The organism is Serratia sp. H1w (genome assembly GCF_000633355.1).
In the GTDB taxonomy this organism is placed as follows: Bacteria; Pseudomonadota; Gammaproteobacteria; order Enterobacterales; family Enterobacteriaceae; genus Chania.
This window is the reverse complement of record NZ_AYMQ01000005.1, coordinates 124,622-145,854: the sequence shown is the minus strand read 5'-3', so window position 1 is coordinate 145,854 and position 21,233 is coordinate 124,622. Positions and strand designations below refer to the sequence as shown.

The window sequence follows — 21,233 nt, the reverse complement described above, 5'->3', positions numbered from 1 at the left end:
ATTAAACGCTAAACAATAATACGGAACCATTCCGAGCCAACCCTATTTATGTGAAGGGATCGATAACATGAATACTGCTTCTATTGCCGTTAGCCAAAACCAGCCCATACCCAAATTACGTTGGCTGCGCATCGTGCCGCCTATTCTGATTACCTGCATTATTTCCTATATGGATCGCGTCAACATCGCCTTTGCCATGCCAGGCGGCATGGACGACGAATTGGGGATCACCGCCTCAATGGCCGGATTGGCGGGCGGCATCTTCTTTATCGGTTATCTGTTCCTACAAGTGCCAGGCGGCAAGCTGGCGGTTAACGGTAACGGCAAGAAGTTTATCGGCTGGTCGCTGCTGGCCTGGGCGGTGATCTCGGTGCTGACCGGCATGGTCACCAACCAATATCAACTGCTGTTCCTGCGCTTTGCCCTTGGCGTTTCCGAAGGCGGCATGCTGCCGGTGGTGCTGACCATGATCAGCAACTGGTTCCCGGACAAGGAACGTGGCCGCGCCAACGCCATCGTGATCATGTTTGTGCCGATCGCCGGTATCCTCACCGCCCCGCTCTCCGGCTGGATCATCACCGCCTGGGACTGGCGCATGCTGTTCCTGGTGGAAGGCGGCCTGTCGCTGGTAGTGATGGCGTTGTGGTGCTTCACCATCAGCAACCGCCCGCAGGAAGCCAAATGGATCTCACAGGCAGAAAAAGATTACCTGATTAAAACCCTGCATGACGAACAACTGCTGATCAAAGGCAAAACGGTGCGCAATGCTTCGCTGCGGCGCGTATTGGGCGATCGGATCATGTGGCAACTGATCCTGGTCAACTTCTTCTACCAGACCGGCATCTACGGCTACACCCTGTGGCTGCCCACCATTCTGAAAAGCTTGACCAACGGCAATATGGAGCAAGTGGGTTGGCTGGCCGTGCTGCCCTACATCGGTGCCATTTTCGGCATGCTGATCGTTTCCACGCTCTCCGACCGCACCGGTAAACGTAAAGTCTTCGTTGCCCTACCGCTGGCCTGCTTCGCGATTTGCATGGCGCTTTCCGTCCTGCTCAAAGATCACATCTGGTGGTCATATGCCGCGTTGGTCGGCTGCGGCGTGTTTATCCAGGCCGCTGCGGGCGTGTTCTGGACAATTCCTCCCAAATTATTCAACGCCGAAGTGGCCGGTGGCGCACGTGGGGTGATCAACGCCTTGGGTAACCTCGGCGGTTTCTGCGGCCCCTATATGGTCGGCGTGCTGATCACTCTGTTCAACAAAGATGTCGGCGTTTATAGCCTGGCAGCCTCTCTGGCGATCGCGGCGGTGCTGGCCCTGATGTTGCCCAACAAATGCGATCAGGTCGCCGGGAGCGAACAATGAAATATTGGTTAGGGCTGGACTGCGGCGGCACCTTTATCAAGGCAGGTTTGTATAACGCCGAGGGTAAAGAACTGGGGATCGCCCGCCGTAATCTGGCCATCATCGCCCCACAACCCGGCTGGGCCGAGCGGGATATGCCTTCGCTATGGCAAACCGCCGCCAGCGTGATCCGCGAGGTGCTGGATCAAAATGGTGTTACAGCAGCCGCCGTGCAGGGACTGGGGATTTCGGCCCAGGGCAAAGGCGTGTTCCTGCTGGATAAACAGGGTCAACCGCTGGGAAACGCCATTCTGTCTTCCGACCAACGGGCATTGGCGCAGGTGATGGCCTGGCAACAAGCGGGCATGCCACAAAAGCTGTATGAACAAACTCGTCAGACGCTATGGACCGGCCACCCGGTTTCGCTGCTGCGCTGGATCAAGCAGCATCAGCCCGAACGCTATGCCCGGATCGGCAGCGTGCTGATGGCGCATGACTACCTTCGCTACTGCCTGACGGGCGAACTGGCCTGCGAAGAAACCAATATCTCTGAATCCAACCTGTATCAGATGGAGCGTGGTGATTATGACCCAGCGTTGGCGCAGCTGCTTGGCATCGCTGAGGTCATGCCCGCTCTGCCGCCAATTGTCGGCTCTGCCGAGATCGCCGGGCGCATCAGTGCCGATGCCGCAGCAGTGACCGGGTTGCTGGTCGGTACCCCGGTGGTAGGAGGTTTGTTTGACGTGGTGTCCACCGCTCTCTGTGCCGGGTTGCAAGACGAAACCCGGCTGAACGCTGTGATGGGCACCTGGTCAGTCACCAGTGGGATCACCGATACCCTTGCCGATGACGCCGATTATCTCTTCGTTTATGGCCGCCACGCCGAGCAAGGCAAGTACATCGTCCACGAAGCCAGCCCAACCTCCGCCGCTAACCTCGAATGGTTCTGTCAACAATGGGGCCTGCAAGACTATGCCCAGCTTAATCATTGGGTTGCCGCCTTGCCCAAGGCTGGTAGCCAACTGCTGTTTGCCCCCTTCCTCTACGGTTCCAACGCTGGGTTGGGCTTGAGCGCCAGCTTCTACGGCATCCAGGCCTTTCATCAGCGCGAGCATCTGGTGCAGGCGATTTTCGAAGGCGTGGTGTTCTGCCATATGACTCATCTAAACCGCATGCGCCGACGTTTCCCTCTGACCACCGCACTGCGCGTCACCGGAGGTCCTGCCAAATCAGCCCCCTGGATGCAGATGTTTGCCGATATCAGCGGGCTGCCGGTGGAGTTACCGCAGGTGGAGGAAACGGGCTGTTTGGGCGCGGCGATGGCCGCCATGGTGGGCACCGGCGTTTTCAGCGACTTTGCCGCCGCGCAGCGGGCATTGGCTCCGCGCATTGAAACCGTGCTGCCGGATACCGCCGCTCAGGATGCTTATCAAAGCAAATATCAACGTTATCAGGCGCTGATTGCCACGCTACAAACGCTGCAACACAGCGATCTTCAGGAGGCTTTATGACCATCAAACCGCGCCTGCAGCTGGCGCTCGACCACACCCGGCTGGATGCCGCTCTACAAACGGTCGAACTGCTGCATCCGCATGTCGACATCATCGAAGCAGGTACCATTTTATGCATCAGCGCCGGGATCCAGGCGGTGAGCGTCCTGCGCGATCGTTGCCCGCAACATACGTTGGTCGCCGATCTGAAGGTGGCCGATGCAGGAGGCACCTTGGCCGAACAGGCTTTTGCACAAGGGGCCAACTGGATGACCGTGATATGCGCAGCCCCTCTGGCCACCATGGCCAGCGCGTTAGAGGTGGCCGAACGCCACCAGGGCGAGATCCAGATTGAGCTGTTTGGCCGCTGGACATTGGAGGATGCCAAAACCTGGCGCGAGTTGGGCATCAAGCAGGCGATTTACCACCGAGGCCGCGATGCTCAGGCCAGCGGGCAAACCTGGGGCCAACAGGATCTGGACACCATGAAGGCACTGTCAGATCTGGGGATTGAGCTTTCGGTGACCGGCGGGATCACGCCTGGCGATTTGCCTTTGTTTAAAGACATTGCCGTTACGGCGTTTATCGCCGGGCGCGCGCTGGCCGAGGCCGCCGATCCGGTGCTGGCCGCCCGCCAGTTCCATACCGCCATTGATGACATTTGGAGATCTTGATATGCGCCAGCATCCGTTGGGAATTTATGAAAAAGCGCTGCCGAAGCACCTGAGCTGGCCGGAGCGTTTGGCGTTGGCGAAAGCCTGTGGTTTTGATTTTGTCGAGATGTCGGTTGATGAGAGCGATGAGCGGCTGGCAAGGCTGAACTGGAGCAAAGAGCAGCGTCTTTCGCTGGTCAGCGCCATGCTGGAAACCGGCATCAACATCCCTTCCATGTGCCTTTCCGGCCACCGCCGTTTCCCGTTTGGCAGCCACGATGAGGCCACGCGGCAACAGGCTTATCTGATCATGGAGCAGGCCATCCAACTGGCCAAAGACGTCGGTATCCGCACCATTCAGTTGGCGGGTTATGACGTGTATTACGAACAGCAAGACGAAGGGACTCTTGCCCGTTTTACCGAGGGTCTGCAATGGGCGGTAGAACGTGCCGCTGCCGCGCAGGTGATGCTGGCGGTAGAGATTATGGACACCGCCTTTATGAACTCCATCAGCAAATGGAAAAGCTGGGATACCCTGTTGGCCTCCCCTTGGTTCACCGTGTATCCGGACGTTGGCAACCTCAGTGCCTGGGGCAACGACGTAACGCAAGAATTGCAGCTTGGCATCGACCGCATCGCGGCCATTCACCTCAAAGATACTTTCCCGGTCACCGCCACTTCCCCTGGCCAGTTCCGCGATGTGCCTTTTGGCGAAGGCTGTGTGGACTTTATCGCCCTATTCCGCACGTTGAAACAGCTCAATTATCGCGGCGCATTTTTGATTGAAATGTGGACCGAAAAAGCCGACGAACCGGTTGCCGAGATCGTGCAAGCCCGCCGTTGGATTGAACAGCAAATGCAGCAAGGAGGCATGACATGCTAACGTTAGCACAGCTTAAACAACAGGTACTGGAGGCCAACCTCGATCTCCCACGCCACAGGCTGGTGACCTTTACCTGGGGCAACGTCAGTGCCGTTGACCGTGAACGCGGGTTGGTGGTGATCAAACCTTCCGGCGTGGAATATGCGCATATGCAGGTGGAGGATATGGTGGTGGTCAATCTGGCCGACGGCCAGCGGATCGAAGGCAACAAGAAACCCTCTTCGGATACCGCGACTCACCTGGCACTGTACCGCGAGTTTGCCGATATTGGCGGCATCGTACATACCCATTCACGCCATGCCACCATCTGGGCACAGGCCGGGCTGGACATTCCAGCCTGGGGCACCACCCATGCCGACTACTTCTACGGCGCCATCCCGTGCACCCGCTTAATGACCGCAGATGAAATCGAGCATGATTACGAACTGGATACCGGTAAGGTGATTATTGAAACCTTCCGCCAGCGCGGTATCAGCCCGAGCGCCATCCCGGCGGTGCTGGTCAACGCTCATGGGCCGTTTGCCTGGGGCAAAGATGCGGCTGACGCGGTTCACAACGCGGTGGTGTTGGAAGAGATTGCCTATATGGGGATTTTTTCACGGCAGTTAACGCCGGGGATCGGCAGCATGCAGCAGGTATTGTTGGACAAGCATTATCTGCGCAAACACGGTAAAAACGCCTATTACGGGCAATAGCCCCCTCACCCCAACCCTCTCCCATAGGGAGAGGGAGCCAGCGCGGTGTCGTATTCAGGTGTGGGTGTTAATCTGTAATACGGTAATATTGAGGTCCAACGCAATAACCAAAGTATGGCACGTACGGTCCCCTCGCCCTGTGGGAGAGGGTTAGGGTGAGGGGCCGTTAGATAAAAAAAATGCCAGTCACCGTAAGGTGGCTGGCATTGTGTTTTATACCGTTAAATTACAGCGCGCGCAGGATCGCTTCCACGCTGGCTTTGGCATCGCCAAACAGCATCTGGGTATTCTCTTTAAAGAACAACGGATTCTGCACCCCGGCATAACCGGTATTCATCGAGCGTTTGAACGCGATAACGTTTTGCGCTTTCCACACTTCCAGCACCGGCATACCGGCGATTGGGCTACGCGGATCTTCCAACGCCGCCGGGTTCACCGTGTCGTTGGCACCAATGACCAGGACGGTATCGGTGTCCGGGAAGTCATCGTTTATCTCATCCATTTCCAGCACCACATCGTATGGCACGCGGGCTTCCGCCAGCAGCACGTTCATGTGGCCCGGCAAACGACCCGCTACCGGGTGAATACCAAAGCGCACCTTGATGCCGCGCGCGCGCAGCTTCTCGGTGATTTCCGCTACCGGATACTGCGCCTGTGCCACCGCCATGCCGTAGCCTGGGGTGATGATCACTGACGTGGAGTTACGCAGCTGTTCGGCCACTTCTTCCGCCGTGGTTTCGCGGTATTCGCCCATTTCTTCGGCATCGCCGGTTGAGGAACCATCGGTACCAAAACCACCGGCAATCACGCTGATAAAGGAGCGGTTCATCGCCTTACACATGATGTACGACAGGATCGCACCGGAAGAACCGACCAGCGCACCGGTCACGATCAGCAGGTCGTTGCTCAGCATAAAGCCTGCCGCCGCCGCTGCCCAACCCGAGTAGGAGTTCAGCATCGACACCACTACCGGCATGTCTGCCCCACCGATTGACGCCACCAGATGCCAGCCGAAGCCCAGGGCAATCACGGTCATGATCAGCAGTGCGAACACTTCCCAACCGACGCTGTTGGTACGTACAAACAGCACCATCAGCAGGAAAGAAACCACCAGCGCAGCCAGGTTCAGCTTGTGACGGTTAGGCAACATCAGCGGCTTGGAAGAGATAATACCGCGCAGTTTGCCGAAGGCCACGATAGAACCGGTAAAGGTCACCGCACCGATAAAGATGCCGAGGAACACTTCGGTAAGATGGATATTTTCCATCACCGGCTCCATGGCAACCGCACCGTGATCCAGGTAGCTGTTGAAGCCTACCAGCACCGCAGCCAGACCCACGAAGCTGTGCAGTACTGCCACCAGCTCTGGCATTTCGGTCATTTCGACCTTCTTCGCCAGATAGACGCCAATGGAACCACCGATGATCATTGCGATAATGATCCAGCCCACGTTGCCGGAATCCGGCCCGAGGATGGTAGCGATCAAGGCAATCGCCATCCCAGCCACGCCGAACAGGTTGCCCTGCTTGGACGTTTCATGGCGCGAAAGACCGGCCAGGCTGAAAATAAACAGAATAGCGGCAACAATGTATGCAGCTGTAACTAATCCACCAGACATTTTTGCTACCCCTTAGTTTTTGCGGAACATCTTCAGCATGCGCTGAGTGACGGTAAATCCACCAAAAATGTTGATGCTGGCGATCAGTACCGCGACAAAGGAGAGGAAACTCACCCAGCCGCCACTACCAATCTGCAACAACGCACCGACCACGATAATCCCTGAGATCGCGTTAGTGACCGACATCAACGGGGTATGCAATGCATGGCTGACGTTCCAGACCACGTAGTAACCCACCACGCAGGCCAGCGCAAACACGGTAAAGTGAGACAGGAACTCTTTCGGTGCCGAATTGGCAAACCAGCCGAACAGGATGATCGCCAGTGCGATCAGGCCGTATTTCACCACAGGTGAGGTTGGTTTCTTTTCAATCTTCTCGATTGGCGCAGCGGCAGCCTGCTTCGGCTGGGCGGAGACCTGGATCGGCGGTGCTGGCCAGGTAACTTCACCATCGCGCACCACGGTCACACCGCGGATCACGGTGTCTTCGAAGTCGATATCGATTTCACCGTTTTTCTCTTTCGACAGCAGCTTCAGCAGGTTCACCAGGTTGGTGCCGTAAAGCTGTGAAGATTGCGTAGGCAAGCGGCTTGGCAAGTCGGTATAACCGATGACCTTCACGCCGTTTTCGGTGATGGTCACCTGGTCGGCCACGGTCAGCTCACAGTTACCACCGGTTTGCGCGGCCAGATCGACAATCACGCTGCCCGGCTTCATGGAAGCCACCATCTCTTTGGTGATCAGTTTCGGTGCCGGACGGCCTGGGATCAGCGCCGTAGTGACGATGATGTCCACTTCCTCTGCCTGAGCGGCAAACAACGCCATCTCCGCTTTGATAAAGGCTTCCGACATCACTTTGGCATAGCCATCGCCACTGCCGGCTTCTTCCTCAAAGTCCAGCTCGAGGAATTCTGCGCCCATACTCTGTACTTGCTCTTTCACTTCCGGGCGGGTGTCGAAGGCGCGAACGATCGCCCCCAGGCTACCTGCTGCACCGATAGCGGCCAAGCCAGCAACGCCAGCGCCGATAATCATCACTTTTGCCGGGGGAATTTTACCCGCCGCGGTGATCTGACCGGTGAAGAAACGCCCGAACTCGTGCGCCGCCTCAACAATAGCGCGATAGCCTGCAATATTGGCCATCGAACTCAGTGCATCCAGAGACTGCGCACGTGAAATACGTGGCACGGAATCCATGGCCATAGCGGTCACGTTGCGGGCCGCCAGCTTCGCCATCAATTCTGGATTTTGCGCAGGCCAGATAAAGCTGACTAACGTACTGCCTTCACGCATTAACGCAATTTCTTCCTCTAACGGCGCGTTAACCTTCAGGATCAGATCCGATTGCCACACATCGGCAGTATCGGTAATTGTTGCCCCTGCGGCTTGATAAGCTGCATCTTCAAAGCTTGCCAGTTTTCCCGCCGCGCTTTCGATCGCGACGGTAAAGCCCAGTTTCAGCAGTTGTTCTACCGTTTTCGGCGTTGCTGCAACTCGGGCTTCATTGGCCAACCGTTCTCTTGGTACACCAATACGCATAATGTTTCCTTCTCACCTGTTCTGATGATGTTTATTATCGCCTTACCCATAGTGATAGCACCGGCTGACAGGCTTTTTTATCGGCCTTGCCTGTCAGCAAATTAAGGTGCCACCTATAACCTACTGAAAATGTGATCGATGATCCATATTTGCTTACGTCTACCCGTCAGTTTTTACATAAAAATGCAGCTAAGGCTATGACAAATCTCAAATCTGGATGGAAAAACGACTGGAAAGGCCCTTTTCAACGCACTATTGTGCAGAGCGGGCTCCAGGCCCTTTCCTACCAGCCGCGGCCAGTCAGCATAAAAGTTATAAAATTGTGAGTAATTAACATTAATGATATCTAACGCTTTATTATCGAAACTTATAGCGATTGGCTCTCTACATAGCGACTCAATGCTGTTGCATCACATAACATAAAATGCTGAGACACCTGCCAAGGTTACATGGCATAATCTGCGGCTGAATTACACCTAAACTGTTCAGCACGTTATAAACGTTACTGCGCTTGGCGAAAGGATTTTTTATGAAGCTGAAGACCACGATCATCGCATCAGCCTTGTTATCACTCACCGCGCTGTCTGTGCATGCCGCGCAAGAGTTAACTCCTGAGAAAGCAGCGGCCATCAAGCCGTTTGATCGCATCACCATTACCGGCCGTTTCAATGCTATCAACGAAGCCGCCGATGCCGTATCCCGCCGTGCAGATAAAATGGGGGCCGACGCCTTCTATATTCAGGATATCAACAACGGGAATAACGGCGGCAACTGGCGCGTCACCGCAGACGTCTATCATAAAGATGCTCCAGAAGTCAGCAAAGAGACCAAGTACCGCGTTATCAACGGCGTGAAAGAACTGCCAAAAGACGAAGCCTTCCTGCTTGAGCCATACGATACCGTTACCGTCAGCGGCTTCTACCGCAGCCAGCCAGACATCAATGACGCCATCACCAAAGCCGCACAGAAGAAAGGCGCAGCCTCCTTCTTTATCGTGCGTCAGGTTGATGCCAACCAGGGCGGCAACCAGTTCATTACCGCTTATATCTACAAGGCCGATGCCCCTAAACGTGTGGTGCAGAGCCCGGATGCCGTTCCTGCCGATTCTGAAGCCGGTAAAGCCATGTTGGCTGCTGGTGGTGCAGAAGCCGCCAAGGTCGAGATCCCTGGCGTCGCCTCATCAGGCTCACCAGCCCGTGACGTGGGTCGTTTCTTCGAAACCCAGACTTCTACCGGCCAGCGTTACACCGTAACACTACCGGACGGTACCAAGATCCAGGAAGTGAATAACATCACCGCCGCACAGATGGTGCCGTTTGATTCCGTGACCTTCACTGGCCACTTTAACAGCATGACCGATGTTTCCACCGAAGTGGCAAAACGTGCCGCAGCCAAAGGCGCCAAGTATTACCACGTTACGCGCCAGTGGCAGAACAAGAGCGGCGGCAACCTGACCGTCAGCGCCGATCTGTTCAAATAACCCCTGCTGTCTGGTTAAACGAAGGGCTGCCACCGTGCAGCCTTTTTTTATGCCGCCGCTGAATAAGTTTTTAGCAAACTCGCATAACCAATCATTGCATCCGCAAGCATCTCCCCTTAGAATTTGCGCCAATTTTTAGCTCCTTTGCCTACCCTTGCGACATTTGCCATAACGTTATGGCTGGCCTGCACGGAACACATAGTCGTTTATTCTGTCTCGGGATCCTTCATTGGAAAGAAAACTTGGTCTTACCGCGTTAACCGCCTTGGTACTCAGCTCGATGCTGGGCGCAGGTGTCTTTAGCCTGCCACAGAACATGGCCGAGGTTGCCAGCCCGGCGGCCCTGCTGATCGGTTGGGCCATCACCGGCGTGGGTATTCTGTTCCTGGCGTTTGCCATGCTGCTGCTGACCCGCCTGCGCCCTGATCTGGACGGTGGGATCTTCACCTACGCCAAAGAAGGCTTTGGTGAACTGGTGGGTTTCTGTTCCGCTTGGGGATACTGGTTGTGTGCGGTGATCGCCAACGTTTCTTATCTGGTGATCGTGTTTGCCGCACTGAGTCTGTTTACTGACCGCAGCGGTACGGTGATCCTGGGCGACGGCAATACCTGGCAGGCGCTGATCGCCGAGTCCTTGCTGCTGTGGATCGTCCATGCCCTGGTATTGCGCGGCGTGCAGACGGCGGCCAGCATCAATCTGGTAGCCACCCTCGCCAAGTTATTGCCGCTGGGCCTGTTTGCCGTGCTGGCGGCGATTGCGTTCCGTATGGATACCTTCACCCTGGATTTCCACGGTGTTGCCCTTGGTACGCCAGTCTGGCAGCAGGTTAAAGACACCATGCTGATCACTCTGTGGGTGTTTATCGGGGTTGAAGGTGCAGTAGTGGTTTCAGCCCGCGCCCGACAGAAAAAGGACGTTGGCCGCGCTACCATGCTGGCCGTGGTGTCCGCTTTGGCGGTGTATCTGGTGATCACCTTGCTATCGCTGGGCGTGGTGCCACGCAGTGAACTGGCCGAAATGCGTAACCCGTCAATGGCGGTGCTGATGGTGGATCTGATCGGCCCATGGGGTGATGTGATCATCGCCACTGGCCTGATTGTATCAGTTTGCGGAGCTTACCTGAGCTGGACCATCATGGCGGCAGAAGTGCCTCTACTGGCCGCTCAACACGGTGCATTCCCCAAAATTTTCCGTAAGCAAAATCAGAACCACGCGCCGTCCGCCTCTTTGTGGCTGACCAATTGTGCCGTGCAGGTCGCGTTGGTGATTATCTGGCTGACCGGCAGTAACTACAATTCACTGCTGACCATCGCTTCCGAGATGATCCTGGTGCCGTATTTCCTGGTCGGAGCCTTCCTGTTCAAGGTCGCCCGCCAGCGGCAGGACAAGCGTCTGATCTTCGCCGCTACCGGTGCCTGCCTGTATGGGCTATGGCTGCTCTATGCTTCGGGGCTGATGCACCTGTTGATGTCGGTGCTGCTGTATGCACCAGGCTTGCTGGTGTTTATGTATGCCCGCAGTGGACATCAGGAGGTGAAATTGCTCAACCGACTGGAAAAAGGTAGCGTTCTGTTGCTGTTGGCCGCCACGATCCCGGCCGGATGGTTTATGTTGCAGTAATACCGCAAGATACCGGGTGGCGACACCCGGTTAATTACCCCCGATCGGTTGGGCGTTAATGGTGATCCGCTCGCCAACCTGCGTTACCATCACCGATGTACCGCACTCTTTCTCGATGGCCGCCAGTTGCTCCGCCGCCAACGGATACGGTAGCTTGATATCAAACACCACCAACTGCTGCTGCCGGGCCAGATCGATCAGGCGAACAATATTGACCTCATCGCTAACCTGGGTAGAAACCACCTGTAGCGCCAATTCCTTCAACTGATCCTGACGCGAACGAGAGTCTGCGACGCGCGATTTTAATACCATGCCAAAGATCGGCATCACGCCATAGATTGCATCGATAAAGCGCCACTGCTTTTTACAGGAGGCGGATAAAAAATCCGTATAGTCGAAACAGACCCTCTCACTGCGCGCGACGAATGTAAGATGATCGTTATGCATCCCCGTTACCCTTCTGGTGGCCAGTGCTGAAATATCATCGATGGCAAACGTTATCCGCTTTCTGACGTATAATGGCATAATTACCTTAATGTTTGCCAGTTTGCTCAGGAGCTTTACTCGATGGTCTCTCACAATTCGGCCCCTGTGCTGATCACCGGCGGTGCGCGCAGAATCGGGTTGGCTCTGGCCAAGTCGTTCTTACAACGTGGCGTTCCAGTGATCATTGCCTATCGCAGTGAGTATCCGGCCTTAGCCGAACTCAAACAGTTAGGAGCTATTTGCCTGCCAGGCGATTTCTCTGCTCATGATGGCATCTACCAATTTGCCGACCGGGTGAAACAGGTTGCCCCCAAGCTGCGTGCCGTGATCCATAACGCCAGCGCCTGGTTGGCGGAATCTGACGATACGCCACCGGAACAGGTGATGGCCTCGATGCTACAGATCCACGTGTACACCCCTTACCTGCTCAATCAACTGCTGGAAACCTGCCTGATTGGCCAAGGGCAAGCAGGCGCCGATATCATCCACCTGACGGATTATGTGGTGGAAAAAGGCAGCGATAAACACATTGCCTATGCCGCCAGCAAGGCCGCACTGGACAACATGACCCGTTCCTTTGCCCGCAAATTAGCCCCCGAAGTCAAAGTGAATGCCATCGCCCCGGCGCTGATCATGTTCAACATCGGTGACGATGAGGCTTATCGCCAGCAGGCGTTGACCAAATCCTTGATGCAAATCGCCCCAGGGGAAAGCGAGGTGGTCAATCTGGTGGATTATCTGATGAGCAGCCGCTACGTCACTGGGCGCACTCACGGCGTGGACGGCGGACGACCGCTGCGTTAAATAATGTGCATGGCGCAACACCGAGCGGCGCGCTATGCTGGATGCCGTTTTTCCTATAAAACCACCCTATTATGACTAAAATTGTTTTTGTAGAAGACGATCCGGAAGTGGGCAAACTGATTGCTGCCTATCTGGGCAAACATGATATCGACGTCATTATCGAACCGCGTGGCGACACGGCACAGGCCTGCATTGAGCGGGAACAACCCGATTTGGTGCTGCTGGATATCATGCTGCCCGGCAAGGACGGCATGACGTTGTGCCGCGATTTACGTCCGGTTTATCCCGGCCCGATCGTGTTGCTTACCTCGCTGGACAGCGATATGAATCACATCTTGTCACTGGAAATGGGTGCGCATGACTACATCCTGAAAACCACGCCGCCCGCAGTCTTGCTGGCTCGCCTGCGTTTACATCTGCGCCAACACGGCGGCAGCCAGCCAAAAGAAGAACAGTCGCAGACCATCACCCAACATAATGCCCTGAATTTTGGCTTGCTGTGCATCGATCCGGTCAACCGCCAGGTCACGCTAGGGGAAGAGATCGTCACTCTTTCCACTTCGGATTTCGATTTGTTGTGGGAACTGGCGACCCATGCCGGGCAAATCATGGCCCGCGAAGCGTTGCTGCAAAATCTGCGCGGCGTCAGCTACGATGGCATGGATCGCAGCATCGATGTGGCCATCTCGCGCCTGCGTCGCAAACTCTATGACAATGCCCTGGAGCCGTTTCGCATCAAGACCGTGCGCAACAAAGGCTATCTGTTCGCCCCTAACGCCTGGGCATCGGTGCAACAATGAGAAAACTGTTCGTCCAGTTCTTTTTGCTGCTGTTCGTCTGCTTTCTGGTGATGGCAATGCTGGTCGGCCTGGTTTACAAGGTCACTGCCGAACGCGCCGGACGCCAATCGATGGACGACCTGATGAAAAGCTCACTGTACCTGATGCGCAGCGAGCTGCGGGAGATCCCGCTGAAGGACTGGAACAAAACCATCGCCACCCTGGATTTAAACCTGTCGTTCAAGCTGCATATCGAACCGCTCGGTAAACAGAACCTGAGTGAAGACCTCACCAAGCGCTTGCGGCTGGGCGAGATTATCGCGTTGGACGACCGCTACACCTTTATGCAACGCATTCCACGCAGTCACTACGTGCTGGTTGTCGGCCCTATTCCGTACCTGTTCTATCTGCACCAGATGCGCATCCTGGATTTAGTGCTGCTGATTTTTATCGGTATGTCGCTGGCCCTGCCGGTGTTCCTGTGGATGCGCCCGCACTGGCAAGACTTGCTGAAACTGGAAAATGCCGCTCAGCGTCTGGGCGCCGGTCATCTCGATGAACGCACACATTTTGTCCCCACTTCCAGCCTTTACCGGCTGGGCGTCGCCTTTAATCAGATGGCCGATAACGTCAACACGCTGATCGTCAGCAAAAAACAGCTGATCGACGGTATTGCCCATGAGCTGCGTACTCCGCTGGTCCGCCTGCGCTACCGGTTAGCCATGAGCGACAACCTGACCGACGGCGAGCAGCAAGCGTTGAACCGCGATATCGGCCAGTTGGAATCGTTGATCGATGAGCTATTGACCTATGCGCGCCTGGACCGGCCGCAGGTAGCACTGAATATTGAGCCTATCGATCTGCCCGGCTGGCTACAGGATAAGGTGGCCGATATCCAACTCATCCACCCAGAGCACGACATCGAACTGAATATCCCGCATGTCGGTGATTTTGGCGGTGTCGATCTGCGGCTGATGGAACGCGTGTTGGACAATCTGGTCAATAATGGCCTGCGCTATTGCGAACGGCGTTTGCGCGTCGGCCTGTGGTTTGACGGTGATGCAGCATGCTTGCAGGTGGAAGACGATGGCCCAGGCATTCCGCCGGAAGAGCGCGAACGGGTGTTCGAACCATTTGTCCGCCTCGACCCAAGCCGCGACCGCGCTACCGGCGGTTGCGGGCTGGGATTGGCGATCGTGCATTCTATCGCCGTAGCCTACCAAGGCCAGGTCTTTGTGGAAGCCAGCTCATTGGGCGGCGCCAGTTTCCGCTTCTGCTGGCCGATTAAACCCCTGTTAGATAATAAAACAGAGCCGGCATAACGATCCGGCCCCGTTGGCCTGCAACTATTTCAACGGGTTCACTATGGAGTCCCAAATGACGTCTAAATCATCCCCTACTGCTTACAGCCAGCTACGCGCTCTGTTCACCCGCCTGGCACGCTTTGATCACCTCTCGGCCATTAGCGGCTGGGATATGCAAACCATGATGCCGCCGGGTGGCAATAAGGCGCGCTCAGAAGCGTTGGCGGAATTGAGCGTGTTGAAGCATCAGATCCTGACGGCGCAGAAAACGGGCGAATTGCTCAACCACGCGCAACAAGAGTCACTCGACGAATTTGACCGTGCCAACCTACTCGAAATGCGCCGTCAGTATGACAATGCAGTGCTGGTGCCAGAAGCGCTGGTCGAAGCCAAATCCCTGGCTGGAGCCCGCTGTGAACATGCCTGGCGCACCCAGCGCCCAGCCAACGACTGGCAAGGCTTTAGCGAGAACCTGCGTCATGTGGTCAAACTGAGCCGCGAAGAAGCCCAGATCCGCGCCCAGGCAGCGGGAGTCAGCCGCTACGATGCGTTACTGAACCTGTATGAACCGGGTATGCGCAGCAGCGATCTGGACCGTATCTTTGGCGATCTGAAAACCTGGCTGCCCGACCTGTTGCAAAAAGTGGTCGCTAAACAGCAGCAAGAGCCGTGCCTACTCCCGCAAGGCCCGTTCGATGTCGACACCCAGCGTAAGCTGAGCCTGAGCGTGATGAAACTGCTCGGCTTTGACTTTGACGGTGGCCGGGTTGACGTCAGCGCTCATCCGTTCTGCGGTGGCGTACCAGAAGACGTGCGAATCACCACCCGCTACAACGAGAAAGAATTTCTTACCGCACTGCTCGGCATCGTGCATGAAACCGGTCACGCGCGCTACGAGCAGAATCTGCCGCGTGAGTGGTTGGGCCAACCCATTGCGCAAGCCCGCTCAACGGCGATCCACGAATCACAGAGCCTGTTCTTTGAAATGCAGTTGGCCCGCGGTAGCGACTTCCTGAAGGTCCTGCGGCCTTTGATCGTCACTCAGTTTGGCGAACAACCGGCATTGGAAGAAAGTAACTTTATCCGCCTGAATCAGCGGGTGAAACCTGGCCTGATCCGCGTCGACGCCGATGAGGTCAGCTACCCTGCTCATGTGATTTTACGCTATGAGATCGAGCGTGCGTTAATCGAGGGCGAGATCGAAGTGGAAGATATTCCGGCACTGTGGAATGAGAAAATGCACAGCTACCTTGGCCTGGATACTGTGGGCGATTATCGCAACGGCTGTATGCAGGACATTCACTGGACGGACGGTGCCTTTGGTTACTTCCCAACGTATACGCTGGGTGCCATGTATGCCGCTCAACTGTTCGATAGCGCACGCAGCGCAATGCCGAAACTGAGCGAAGATATTGCTGCCGGTAATTTGACCGAGCTATTCCATTGGCTACAGCAGAATATCTGGCGTCACGCCAGCCGCTATCCAACCGATACGTTGATCGCCAACGCTACCGGCAAAACGCTGGATCCAAGCTATTTCCGCCAGCATCTGGAAAGCCGTTACCTTTAAAAGAGATGCCTAACACTACGTTCAGTGACGCCCCTCACCCTAACCCTCTCCCCCAGGAGAGGGAACCAGTCCAGCGTCGTTGGCAGCTAATGTGGCACTACGTAGGGGGCGCTGCATGCTGCGCCCGTGTCAAGATTAGGTGCGGGAGCCAATGGTAGCTTTACTATTAAAGAGTCATCATGACCTTAACCATCAATGTGCTAGTTGAAAATCGCCGGGCTGCCGGTGCGGATAAAGCGTTAACCATTAAGCCCGGACTGAGCCTACTGGTTCAGGATGGTTCGGACAGCGTGCTGTTTGATACCGGCCCGGACGGCAGTTTTTTGCACAATGCCGCTCGAATGGGGATTATCCTCGATAACTTGACCGCCACCGTGCTCTCCCATGGCCATTACGATCACAGCGGTGGCGTCCCGTGGCTACCTGAGAACAGCCGGATAATTTGCCACCCTGGCGTGCAAGACGTGCGCTATGCCGCCGTTAATCTTCTGGGTCGGGTAAAGAAAATCAAACGGTTATCACCGCAAGTGGATTACTCGCGCCACGCTATGGAGCTGACCCGTTCCCCCGTGCATATTAGTGAGCGTTTCATCTGGTCTGGTGAAATCGAAGCTCCTACCCCCAAAGCCTACGGCATTATTGAAGATGCCAACTCATCGCCTGATTACGTCACCGATGAGGGTGTGCTGATTTATAAATCCGATCGTGGCCTGATTATCATCACCGGCTGCGGACATCGGGGCATAATCAATATTGTGCGACACTGCCAGAAAATTACCGGTATCGATAAAATCTACGCGCTGATTGGCGGTTTTCACCTAAGAACGGCCTCACCGCTGCGATTATGGCAAGTGCAGCGTTTTCTCAAGCACATCAAACCCGAAAAAGTCATGGGCTGCCATTGCACCGGTCCTTGGGGGCAGTTGTGGTTGCCGAATACCATTAGTCCGGCGACGGGGGATCAGATTACTTTAGCGTAACAGTTGGCTGAAGCACGATTGCCGCCATCGATATCTTATTGGGCGCAGCATGCAGCGTCCCAACAGGTTAAGCCTGGCTGTTTGCATCCCATTTTTCCCCTTAAAAGCCTGCGATGTTTCATGTAGCACGTCCCTCCCCAGAGCGCTGCTGTTGCAGACTGCTGGTCTGCTCTCCTTTCCATGTATGTTGTAACTAATTTATGCTGTACCCGGTTTTCGTATGACGACAGCAATTCCCGCCCAAGCCACTCGTACATTAGGTTACACGCCGAAACCAATCACTCACGGAAAGTCATCCTCGGTTTGCATAAGATTATTTCAAAGGCCCCGCAGTGGGGTTAACCACCAACAGAAATCTGAGGATTTACCCATGAAAAAAGTATTAGCTCTGGTTGTTGCCGCTGCAATGGGCTTGTCATCTATCGCTTTCGCCGCTGAGGCCGCCGCTCCTGCTGCTGCACCAGCCGCCACGACCCAAGCCGCACCAGTGAAAACCACCCACGTGAAAAAACATCACGCCAAGAAAACGACCGAGCAAAAAGCTCAGGCAGCCAAGAAACACCATAAAGCCAGTGGCAAAAAAGCCCCGGCCCAGAAAGCTCAGTCAGCTAAAAAGCATCACAAAAAATCCAGCAAGAAAGCAGCAACTCCGGCTGCCTGATAGCCAACCGGCGTGAGGCTCCCCTCACCTGTTCAGATTAGCTTTGTCCAACACCCGGTTCGCGCCGGGTGTTTTTTCATCGGGGGTTGTCTATGCTGCGTCGCTATCGATTCGAAATCATCCTTGGCACCCTGATCCTTTGCGGGCTGATCGCCAGCTTTTTTTATCTGTGATCTCCGGTCTTTTTTCAGGAAATTATCGGAAAATCAATCACCGGCCATCTACACAGAGGCTAAATCAGTCTATAGTTAGCATTCAGTGTGTCTATGGATGAACCAAATTTGTCAGGCAAGAAACCTATGCGCATCTCTGTTTTACTGTTGTTGTGCTCATTTCCTTTGGCTGTATCCCATTCTGCGCATGCTGATAGCCCTTCCGAGGCATCTGCGGCCGATCAAACCCGTCTGTTTTTTGGCAAAGACGACCGTATTAAAGTCAGCGAAACCAGCGGTTGGCCATGGCAAGCCATTGGCCAGGTCGAAACCGCCAGTGGCAACCTATGTACTGCTACATTGATCTCGCCGCATCTGGCACTCACCGCTGGCCATTGTGTATTGGCCCCTCCCGGCAACCTTGATAAGGCCGTTGCGCTACGCTTTATCTCCGGCAGCAAAGGTTGGCAATACCAGACGGCAAATATCGAAACGCTGGTCGACAAATCACTAGGCAAGAAACTGAAGGCTGACGGCGATGGCTGGATCGTGCCACCGGCGGCGGCGGCCTATGATTTTGCGTTGATCAGGTTAAAGGACAAAAAGGCGCTGGCTATCAAGCCGCTGCCGTTATGGCAGGGTGACAGCAAAGCGTTAACGCAAACCTTAAAACAGGCAAAGCGCCTGATTACCCAGGCCGGTTATCCGGAAGATCATTTGGATGATCTGTACAGCCACCAGAATTGTAAAATCACCGGCTGGGCACAACAGGGCGTGTTATCTCACCAGTGCGATACCTTGCCGGGGGACAGCGGTTCTCCATTGATATTGAAAACCGCCGAAGGCTGGCGACTTATCGCTATCCAGAGTTCTGCACCCGCAGCCCTTGACCGCTACCGTGCCGATAACCGCGCTCTGTCAGTTACCGGCATTCGCGATGCGCTGGATAGATTAGCCGCTGGTAAATAGTCTTTCCGTAGCATGCAGGCCACCATTATCCCACCGCAGGGTGATGGTGGCAGGCAAACTGTGCTGTAATACCTTATCCACGTTTGGCCCATCGGTTTGCTGATAAAACGTACTGGCCTGCTCCAACGACGAACCACCACGCATTTTGCGTTCAACCAGGCGTGACCGCAGTTGCTCTGCCGGTGCCTGAATAAATAGCGTCAAGTCGCTGAACCTTGCCAGATCGCGCCAGCCTGGCTCATCAAGCAGCAACCAATTGCCCTCTACAATCACCACCGGAGCGGTCACCTCGATAGCGTCAGGCACCGGATCGTGCAATATCCGATCGTAGGTTGGCCACAACGGCCGTGTTTTTTCGAGTGCGGCTAACGCCAACTCGAGTTGTTCACGATCAAACGTTTCCGGCATCCCCTTTTTGCTGCGTAACCCTTGAGCATCAAGCCAGGCGTTAGGGCGATGAAAACCATCCATCGGCAGGGTTTGCAATTCTGGCAATTCATCATGCTGCGCGGATAAATACTGCCAAAAGGCAGTCAGCGTCGATTTACCACTGCCAGGCGGTGCCGCCAGAAATACCACCAGGCGCCCCCTCTTACTCCGTTGTTTGTGAGCCAGCAGACGCAACAAAGGTAAATGCACCTGCTCGATCTCTTCATCGGCAAACAAGGCATCGATCGTCAGCCCATTAACCGTTAGCGCTATTTTCATTGGTCAGTTCCTTTAACAGCGAAGTCACTGCCAGCGTTAATCCGGTTTTCACCATATTGCCGTAACGCTCGGTATTAAATACCTCAAAACTGGAAAACTTCATCTTTCTTATCGCACTGAAAAGCTGCTCGTTTTCCGTAATGGCGTTCAGGTTGGCAATAAAATCAAAGGTCATTTCATCATGAAAGCTCAGTGAGCCATTTTCAGCCTGCACATGCTGGCTGAATTGTGAAAGACAGATGATATCGGCATAAACGGTTTTCTTGATTTTACCCAGCGCATACAGCAAACGCAGGGCAACCTCCATATTGTCCAAGGGGCCGGATTTTGCTAACAATGGCTTCACCGCATATTCTTGTATATCGGGATCGTTATTGACGAATACCTGCGGCAAATAGGTTTTGACAGCAGAAAATAAAATCTCATTGGCCTTCAGTAACCAAGTGAGCAATTGTTGCTGCTCGTCCAGTTGTTCAATTATTTCATCTTCTGTCAGCGTTTTCATTCGTCCTGCGATACCATCAATGCAAGTGTAATGTATGAATTCTATTACACGATCCGTCGGTACCATTGATCATAAGGGTTTCTGTGCTCAAGTACCCCTCTTTTTGTTTTATACCGCCGATAATGTCACCTTTGGTGATCCCGGTTGCCGAAAAAATCACCTCATCGCTGGCGATCAGGGCATTGAGCGGCAAGATGGCGTTAATCTCAATCCCCATGCTGCTGCAACGCCGTCGTTCTTCCTGTGCCAGTATCCTGTTCTGGGGCGTATCTCCTTTCGCCTGGCAGAAGTCGATCAGTTCGGCCTGCATATCCCCGCCCAGCGGGCGCACCGCACAGGCAGAAATAACCCCTTCCGGTGCGCCCCCGAGGGTATACATGATGTCGGCTTCACCACCAGGCAGGCAGGTCATCAGGCTGGCGGCGACGTCACCGTCTGGAATGGCAAAAATCTTCACCCCGAGCGCCTGCGCCTGTTGGCGTATTTGCTCATGGCGCGGTTTATCCAGCGTGATCATCCGAAGTTGGTGCAGTGGTTTGCCTAGAGCCTGCGCGACTTGCCGCAGGTTTTGCTCAAGAGGCAGTCGCAAGTCGATAGCTCCTTTGGCCCCTGGCCCCACTACCATCTTGCGCATATACATATCAGGGGCGTGCAGCAAGGCGTTATGAGGGGCGAAAGCGATCACCGCCAGCGCATTATATTGCCCCATAGCCACCATCCGTGTGCCTTCGATAGGGTCAACCGCAATATCTACCGCTGGCCCCTTGCCACTCCCCAACCGTTCACCGATATACAGCATCGGGGCCTGATCGATTTCGCCTTCACCGATCACAATCTGCCCCTGCATCGCCATGCCGCTCAGTTGCTCACGCATGGCGGCGACGGCAACCCCATCAATCTGACTTTTATCACCACAGCCCAGCAATGGCCAGGCTGCCAGGGCAGCCTGTTGAGTGGTGCGTACTATGTCGTAAGCCAGCGATTTCATCGG

Annotated in this window: 20 protein-coding genes; 14 read left to right on the top strand and 6 right to left on the bottom strand. The window is 55.1% G+C overall.

From position 1 onward, the window contains the following. Nucleotides 1–67 precede the first annotated feature (67 nt). From U869_RS0101135 to araD, 5 genes are read left to right on the top strand one after another with little or no spacing between them, the layout of a single operon-like run. Nucleotides 68–1,366 carry an MFS transporter gene (locus U869_RS0101135; RefSeq protein WP_025119122.1) on the top strand — a complete coding sequence of 433 codons (1,299 nt, stop codon included), beginning with the start codon at nt 68–70 and terminating at the stop codon, nt 1,364–1,366. Next, the gene (locus tag U869_RS0101130; RefSeq protein WP_025119123.1) at nt 1,363–2,856 is read left to right on the top strand and encodes an FGGY-family carbohydrate kinase; all 1,494 of its coding nucleotides are present in this window, start codon (nt 1,363–1,365) and stop codon (nt 2,854–2,856) included. The genes U869_RS0101135 and U869_RS0101130 overlap by 4 nt, the downstream gene beginning before the upstream one ends. After that, nucleotides 2,853–3,509, top strand: coding sequence for a 3-keto-L-gulonate-6-phosphate decarboxylase UlaD (ulaD, locus tag U869_RS0101125; RefSeq protein ID WP_025119124.1), 657 nt, complete (start codon nt 2,853–2,855; stop codon nt 3,507–3,509). Before U869_RS0101130 ends, ulaD begins: the two co-directional genes overlap by 4 nt. 1 nt (nt 3,510) lies before the next feature. Beyond that, nucleotides 3,511–4,371: an L-ribulose-5-phosphate 3-epimerase gene (locus tag U869_RS0101120; protein ID WP_025119125.1), complete on the top strand. Its 861-nt coding sequence runs from the start codon at nt 3,511–3,513 to the stop codon at nt 4,369–4,371. Further along, complete coding sequence (gene araD / locus U869_RS0101115; protein ID WP_025119126.1) at nt 4,365–5,066, top strand: L-ribulose-5-phosphate 4-epimerase; 702 nt, start codon at nt 4,365–4,367, stop codon at nt 5,064–5,066. The genes U869_RS0101120 and araD overlap by 7 nt, the downstream gene beginning before the upstream one ends. A 226-nt stretch (nt 5,067–5,292) precedes the next feature. Here araD and pntB read toward each other — a convergent pair whose 3' ends face one another. Together pntB and pntA are read right to left on the bottom strand one after the other, a co-directional pair. After that, nucleotides 5,293–6,684 carry a Re/Si-specific NAD(P)(+) transhydrogenase subunit beta gene (gene pntB / locus U869_RS0101110; protein ID WP_025119127.1) on the bottom strand — a complete coding sequence of 464 codons (1,392 nt, stop codon included), beginning with the start codon at nt 6,682–6,684 and terminating at the stop codon, nt 5,293–5,295. A 12-nt stretch (nt 6,685–6,696) separates the two neighbouring features. Continuing rightward, nucleotides 6,697–8,223 carry a Re/Si-specific NAD(P)(+) transhydrogenase subunit alpha gene (pntA, locus tag U869_RS0101105; protein ID WP_025119128.1) on the bottom strand — a complete coding sequence of 509 codons (1,527 nt, stop codon included), beginning with the start codon at nt 8,221–8,223 and terminating at the stop codon, nt 6,697–6,699. Between the two features lie 529 nt (nt 8,224–8,752). Between pntA and ydgH the strand changes: the two genes are divergently transcribed. Next, nucleotides 8,753–9,703 (top strand): DUF1471 family protein YdgH, encoded by a 951-nt coding sequence (ydgH, locus tag U869_RS0101100; RefSeq protein ID WP_025119129.1) that lies wholly within the window; start codon nt 8,753–8,755, stop codon nt 9,701–9,703. 229 nt (nt 9,704–9,932) lie between these two features. Then, a complete protein-coding gene (locus U869_RS0101095) occupies nt 9,933–11,324 on the top strand; it encodes an amino acid permease (protein ID WP_025119130.1) in 1,392 nt (463 codons plus the stop codon). 30 nt (nt 11,325–11,354) lie between these two features. Here U869_RS0101095 and U869_RS0101090 read toward each other — a convergent pair whose 3' ends face one another. Continuing rightward, nucleotides 11,355–11,771, bottom strand: a complete 417-nt coding sequence (locus tag U869_RS0101090; RefSeq protein ID WP_025119131.1) for a hypothetical protein — start codon at nt 11,769–11,771, stop codon at nt 11,355–11,357. Between the two features lie 120 nt (nt 11,772–11,891). Here U869_RS0101090 and folM point away from each other — a divergent pair, with 120 nt between their 5' ends. The 7 genes from folM to U869_RS0101050 all read left to right on the top strand — a co-directional run bounded on the left by folM (nt 11,892) and on the right by U869_RS0101050 (nt 19,029). Next, nucleotides 11,892–12,614 carry a dihydromonapterin reductase gene (folM, locus tag U869_RS0101085; RefSeq protein WP_025119132.1) on the top strand — a complete coding sequence of 241 codons (723 nt, stop codon included), beginning with the start codon at nt 11,892–11,894 and terminating at the stop codon, nt 12,612–12,614. A 71-nt stretch (nt 12,615–12,685) separates the two neighbouring features. Next, nucleotides 12,686–13,414 (top strand): two-component system response regulator RstA, encoded by a 729-nt coding sequence (gene rstA, locus U869_RS0101080; protein ID WP_025119133.1) that lies wholly within the window; start codon nt 12,686–12,688, stop codon nt 13,412–13,414. Then, nucleotides 13,411–14,715 carry a two-component system sensor histidine kinase RstB gene (gene rstB, locus U869_RS0101075; protein WP_025119134.1) on the top strand — a complete coding sequence of 435 codons (1,305 nt, stop codon included), beginning with the start codon at nt 13,411–13,413 and terminating at the stop codon, nt 14,713–14,715. The genes rstA and rstB overlap by 4 nt, the downstream gene beginning before the upstream one ends. Nucleotides 14,716–14,770: 55 nt before the next feature. Next, nucleotides 14,771–16,267 carry a carboxypeptidase M32 gene (locus tag U869_RS0101070; RefSeq protein WP_025119135.1) on the top strand — a complete coding sequence of 499 codons (1,497 nt, stop codon included), beginning with the start codon at nt 14,771–14,773 and terminating at the stop codon, nt 16,265–16,267. Nucleotides 16,268–16,446: 179 nt separating this feature from the next. Beyond that, entirely contained in the window at nt 16,447–17,247 is an 801-nt protein-coding gene (locus tag U869_RS0101065; RefSeq protein ID WP_025119136.1) for an MBL fold metallo-hydrolase, read from the top strand. Between the two features lie 370 nt (nt 17,248–17,617). Next, on the top strand, nt 17,618–17,908 hold the full coding sequence (gene asr / locus U869_RS0101060) for an acid resistance repetitive basic protein Asr (RefSeq protein WP_025119137.1): 291 nt from the start codon (nt 17,618–17,620) through the stop codon (nt 17,906–17,908). A gap of 299 nt (nt 17,909–18,207) precedes the next feature. Then, entirely contained in the window at nt 18,208–19,029 is an 822-nt protein-coding gene (locus tag U869_RS0101050) for a serine protease (protein WP_025119138.1), read from the top strand. Here U869_RS0101050 and U869_RS0101045 read toward each other — a convergent pair. From U869_RS0101045 to glpX, 3 genes are read right to left on the bottom strand one after another with little or no spacing between them, the layout of a single operon-like run. After that, nucleotides 19,012–19,737: a nucleoside/nucleotide kinase family protein gene (locus tag U869_RS0101045; protein ID WP_025119139.1), complete on the bottom strand. Its 726-nt coding sequence runs from the start codon at nt 19,735–19,737 to the stop codon at nt 19,012–19,014. The genes U869_RS0101050 and U869_RS0101045 overlap by 18 nt on opposite strands. Beyond that, nucleotides 19,715–20,242, bottom strand: coding sequence for an MltR family transcriptional regulator (locus U869_RS0101040; protein ID WP_025119140.1), 528 nt, complete (start codon nt 20,240–20,242; stop codon nt 19,715–19,717). The genes U869_RS0101045 and U869_RS0101040 overlap by 23 nt, the downstream gene beginning before the upstream one ends. 16 nt (nt 20,243–20,258) lie before the next feature. Next, the gene (gene glpX, locus U869_RS0101035) at nt 20,259–21,230 is read right to left on the bottom strand and encodes a class II fructose-bisphosphatase (protein ID WP_025119141.1); all 972 of its coding nucleotides are present in this window, start codon (nt 21,228–21,230) and stop codon (nt 20,259–20,261) included. Nucleotides 21,231–21,233 lie beyond the last annotated feature (3 nt).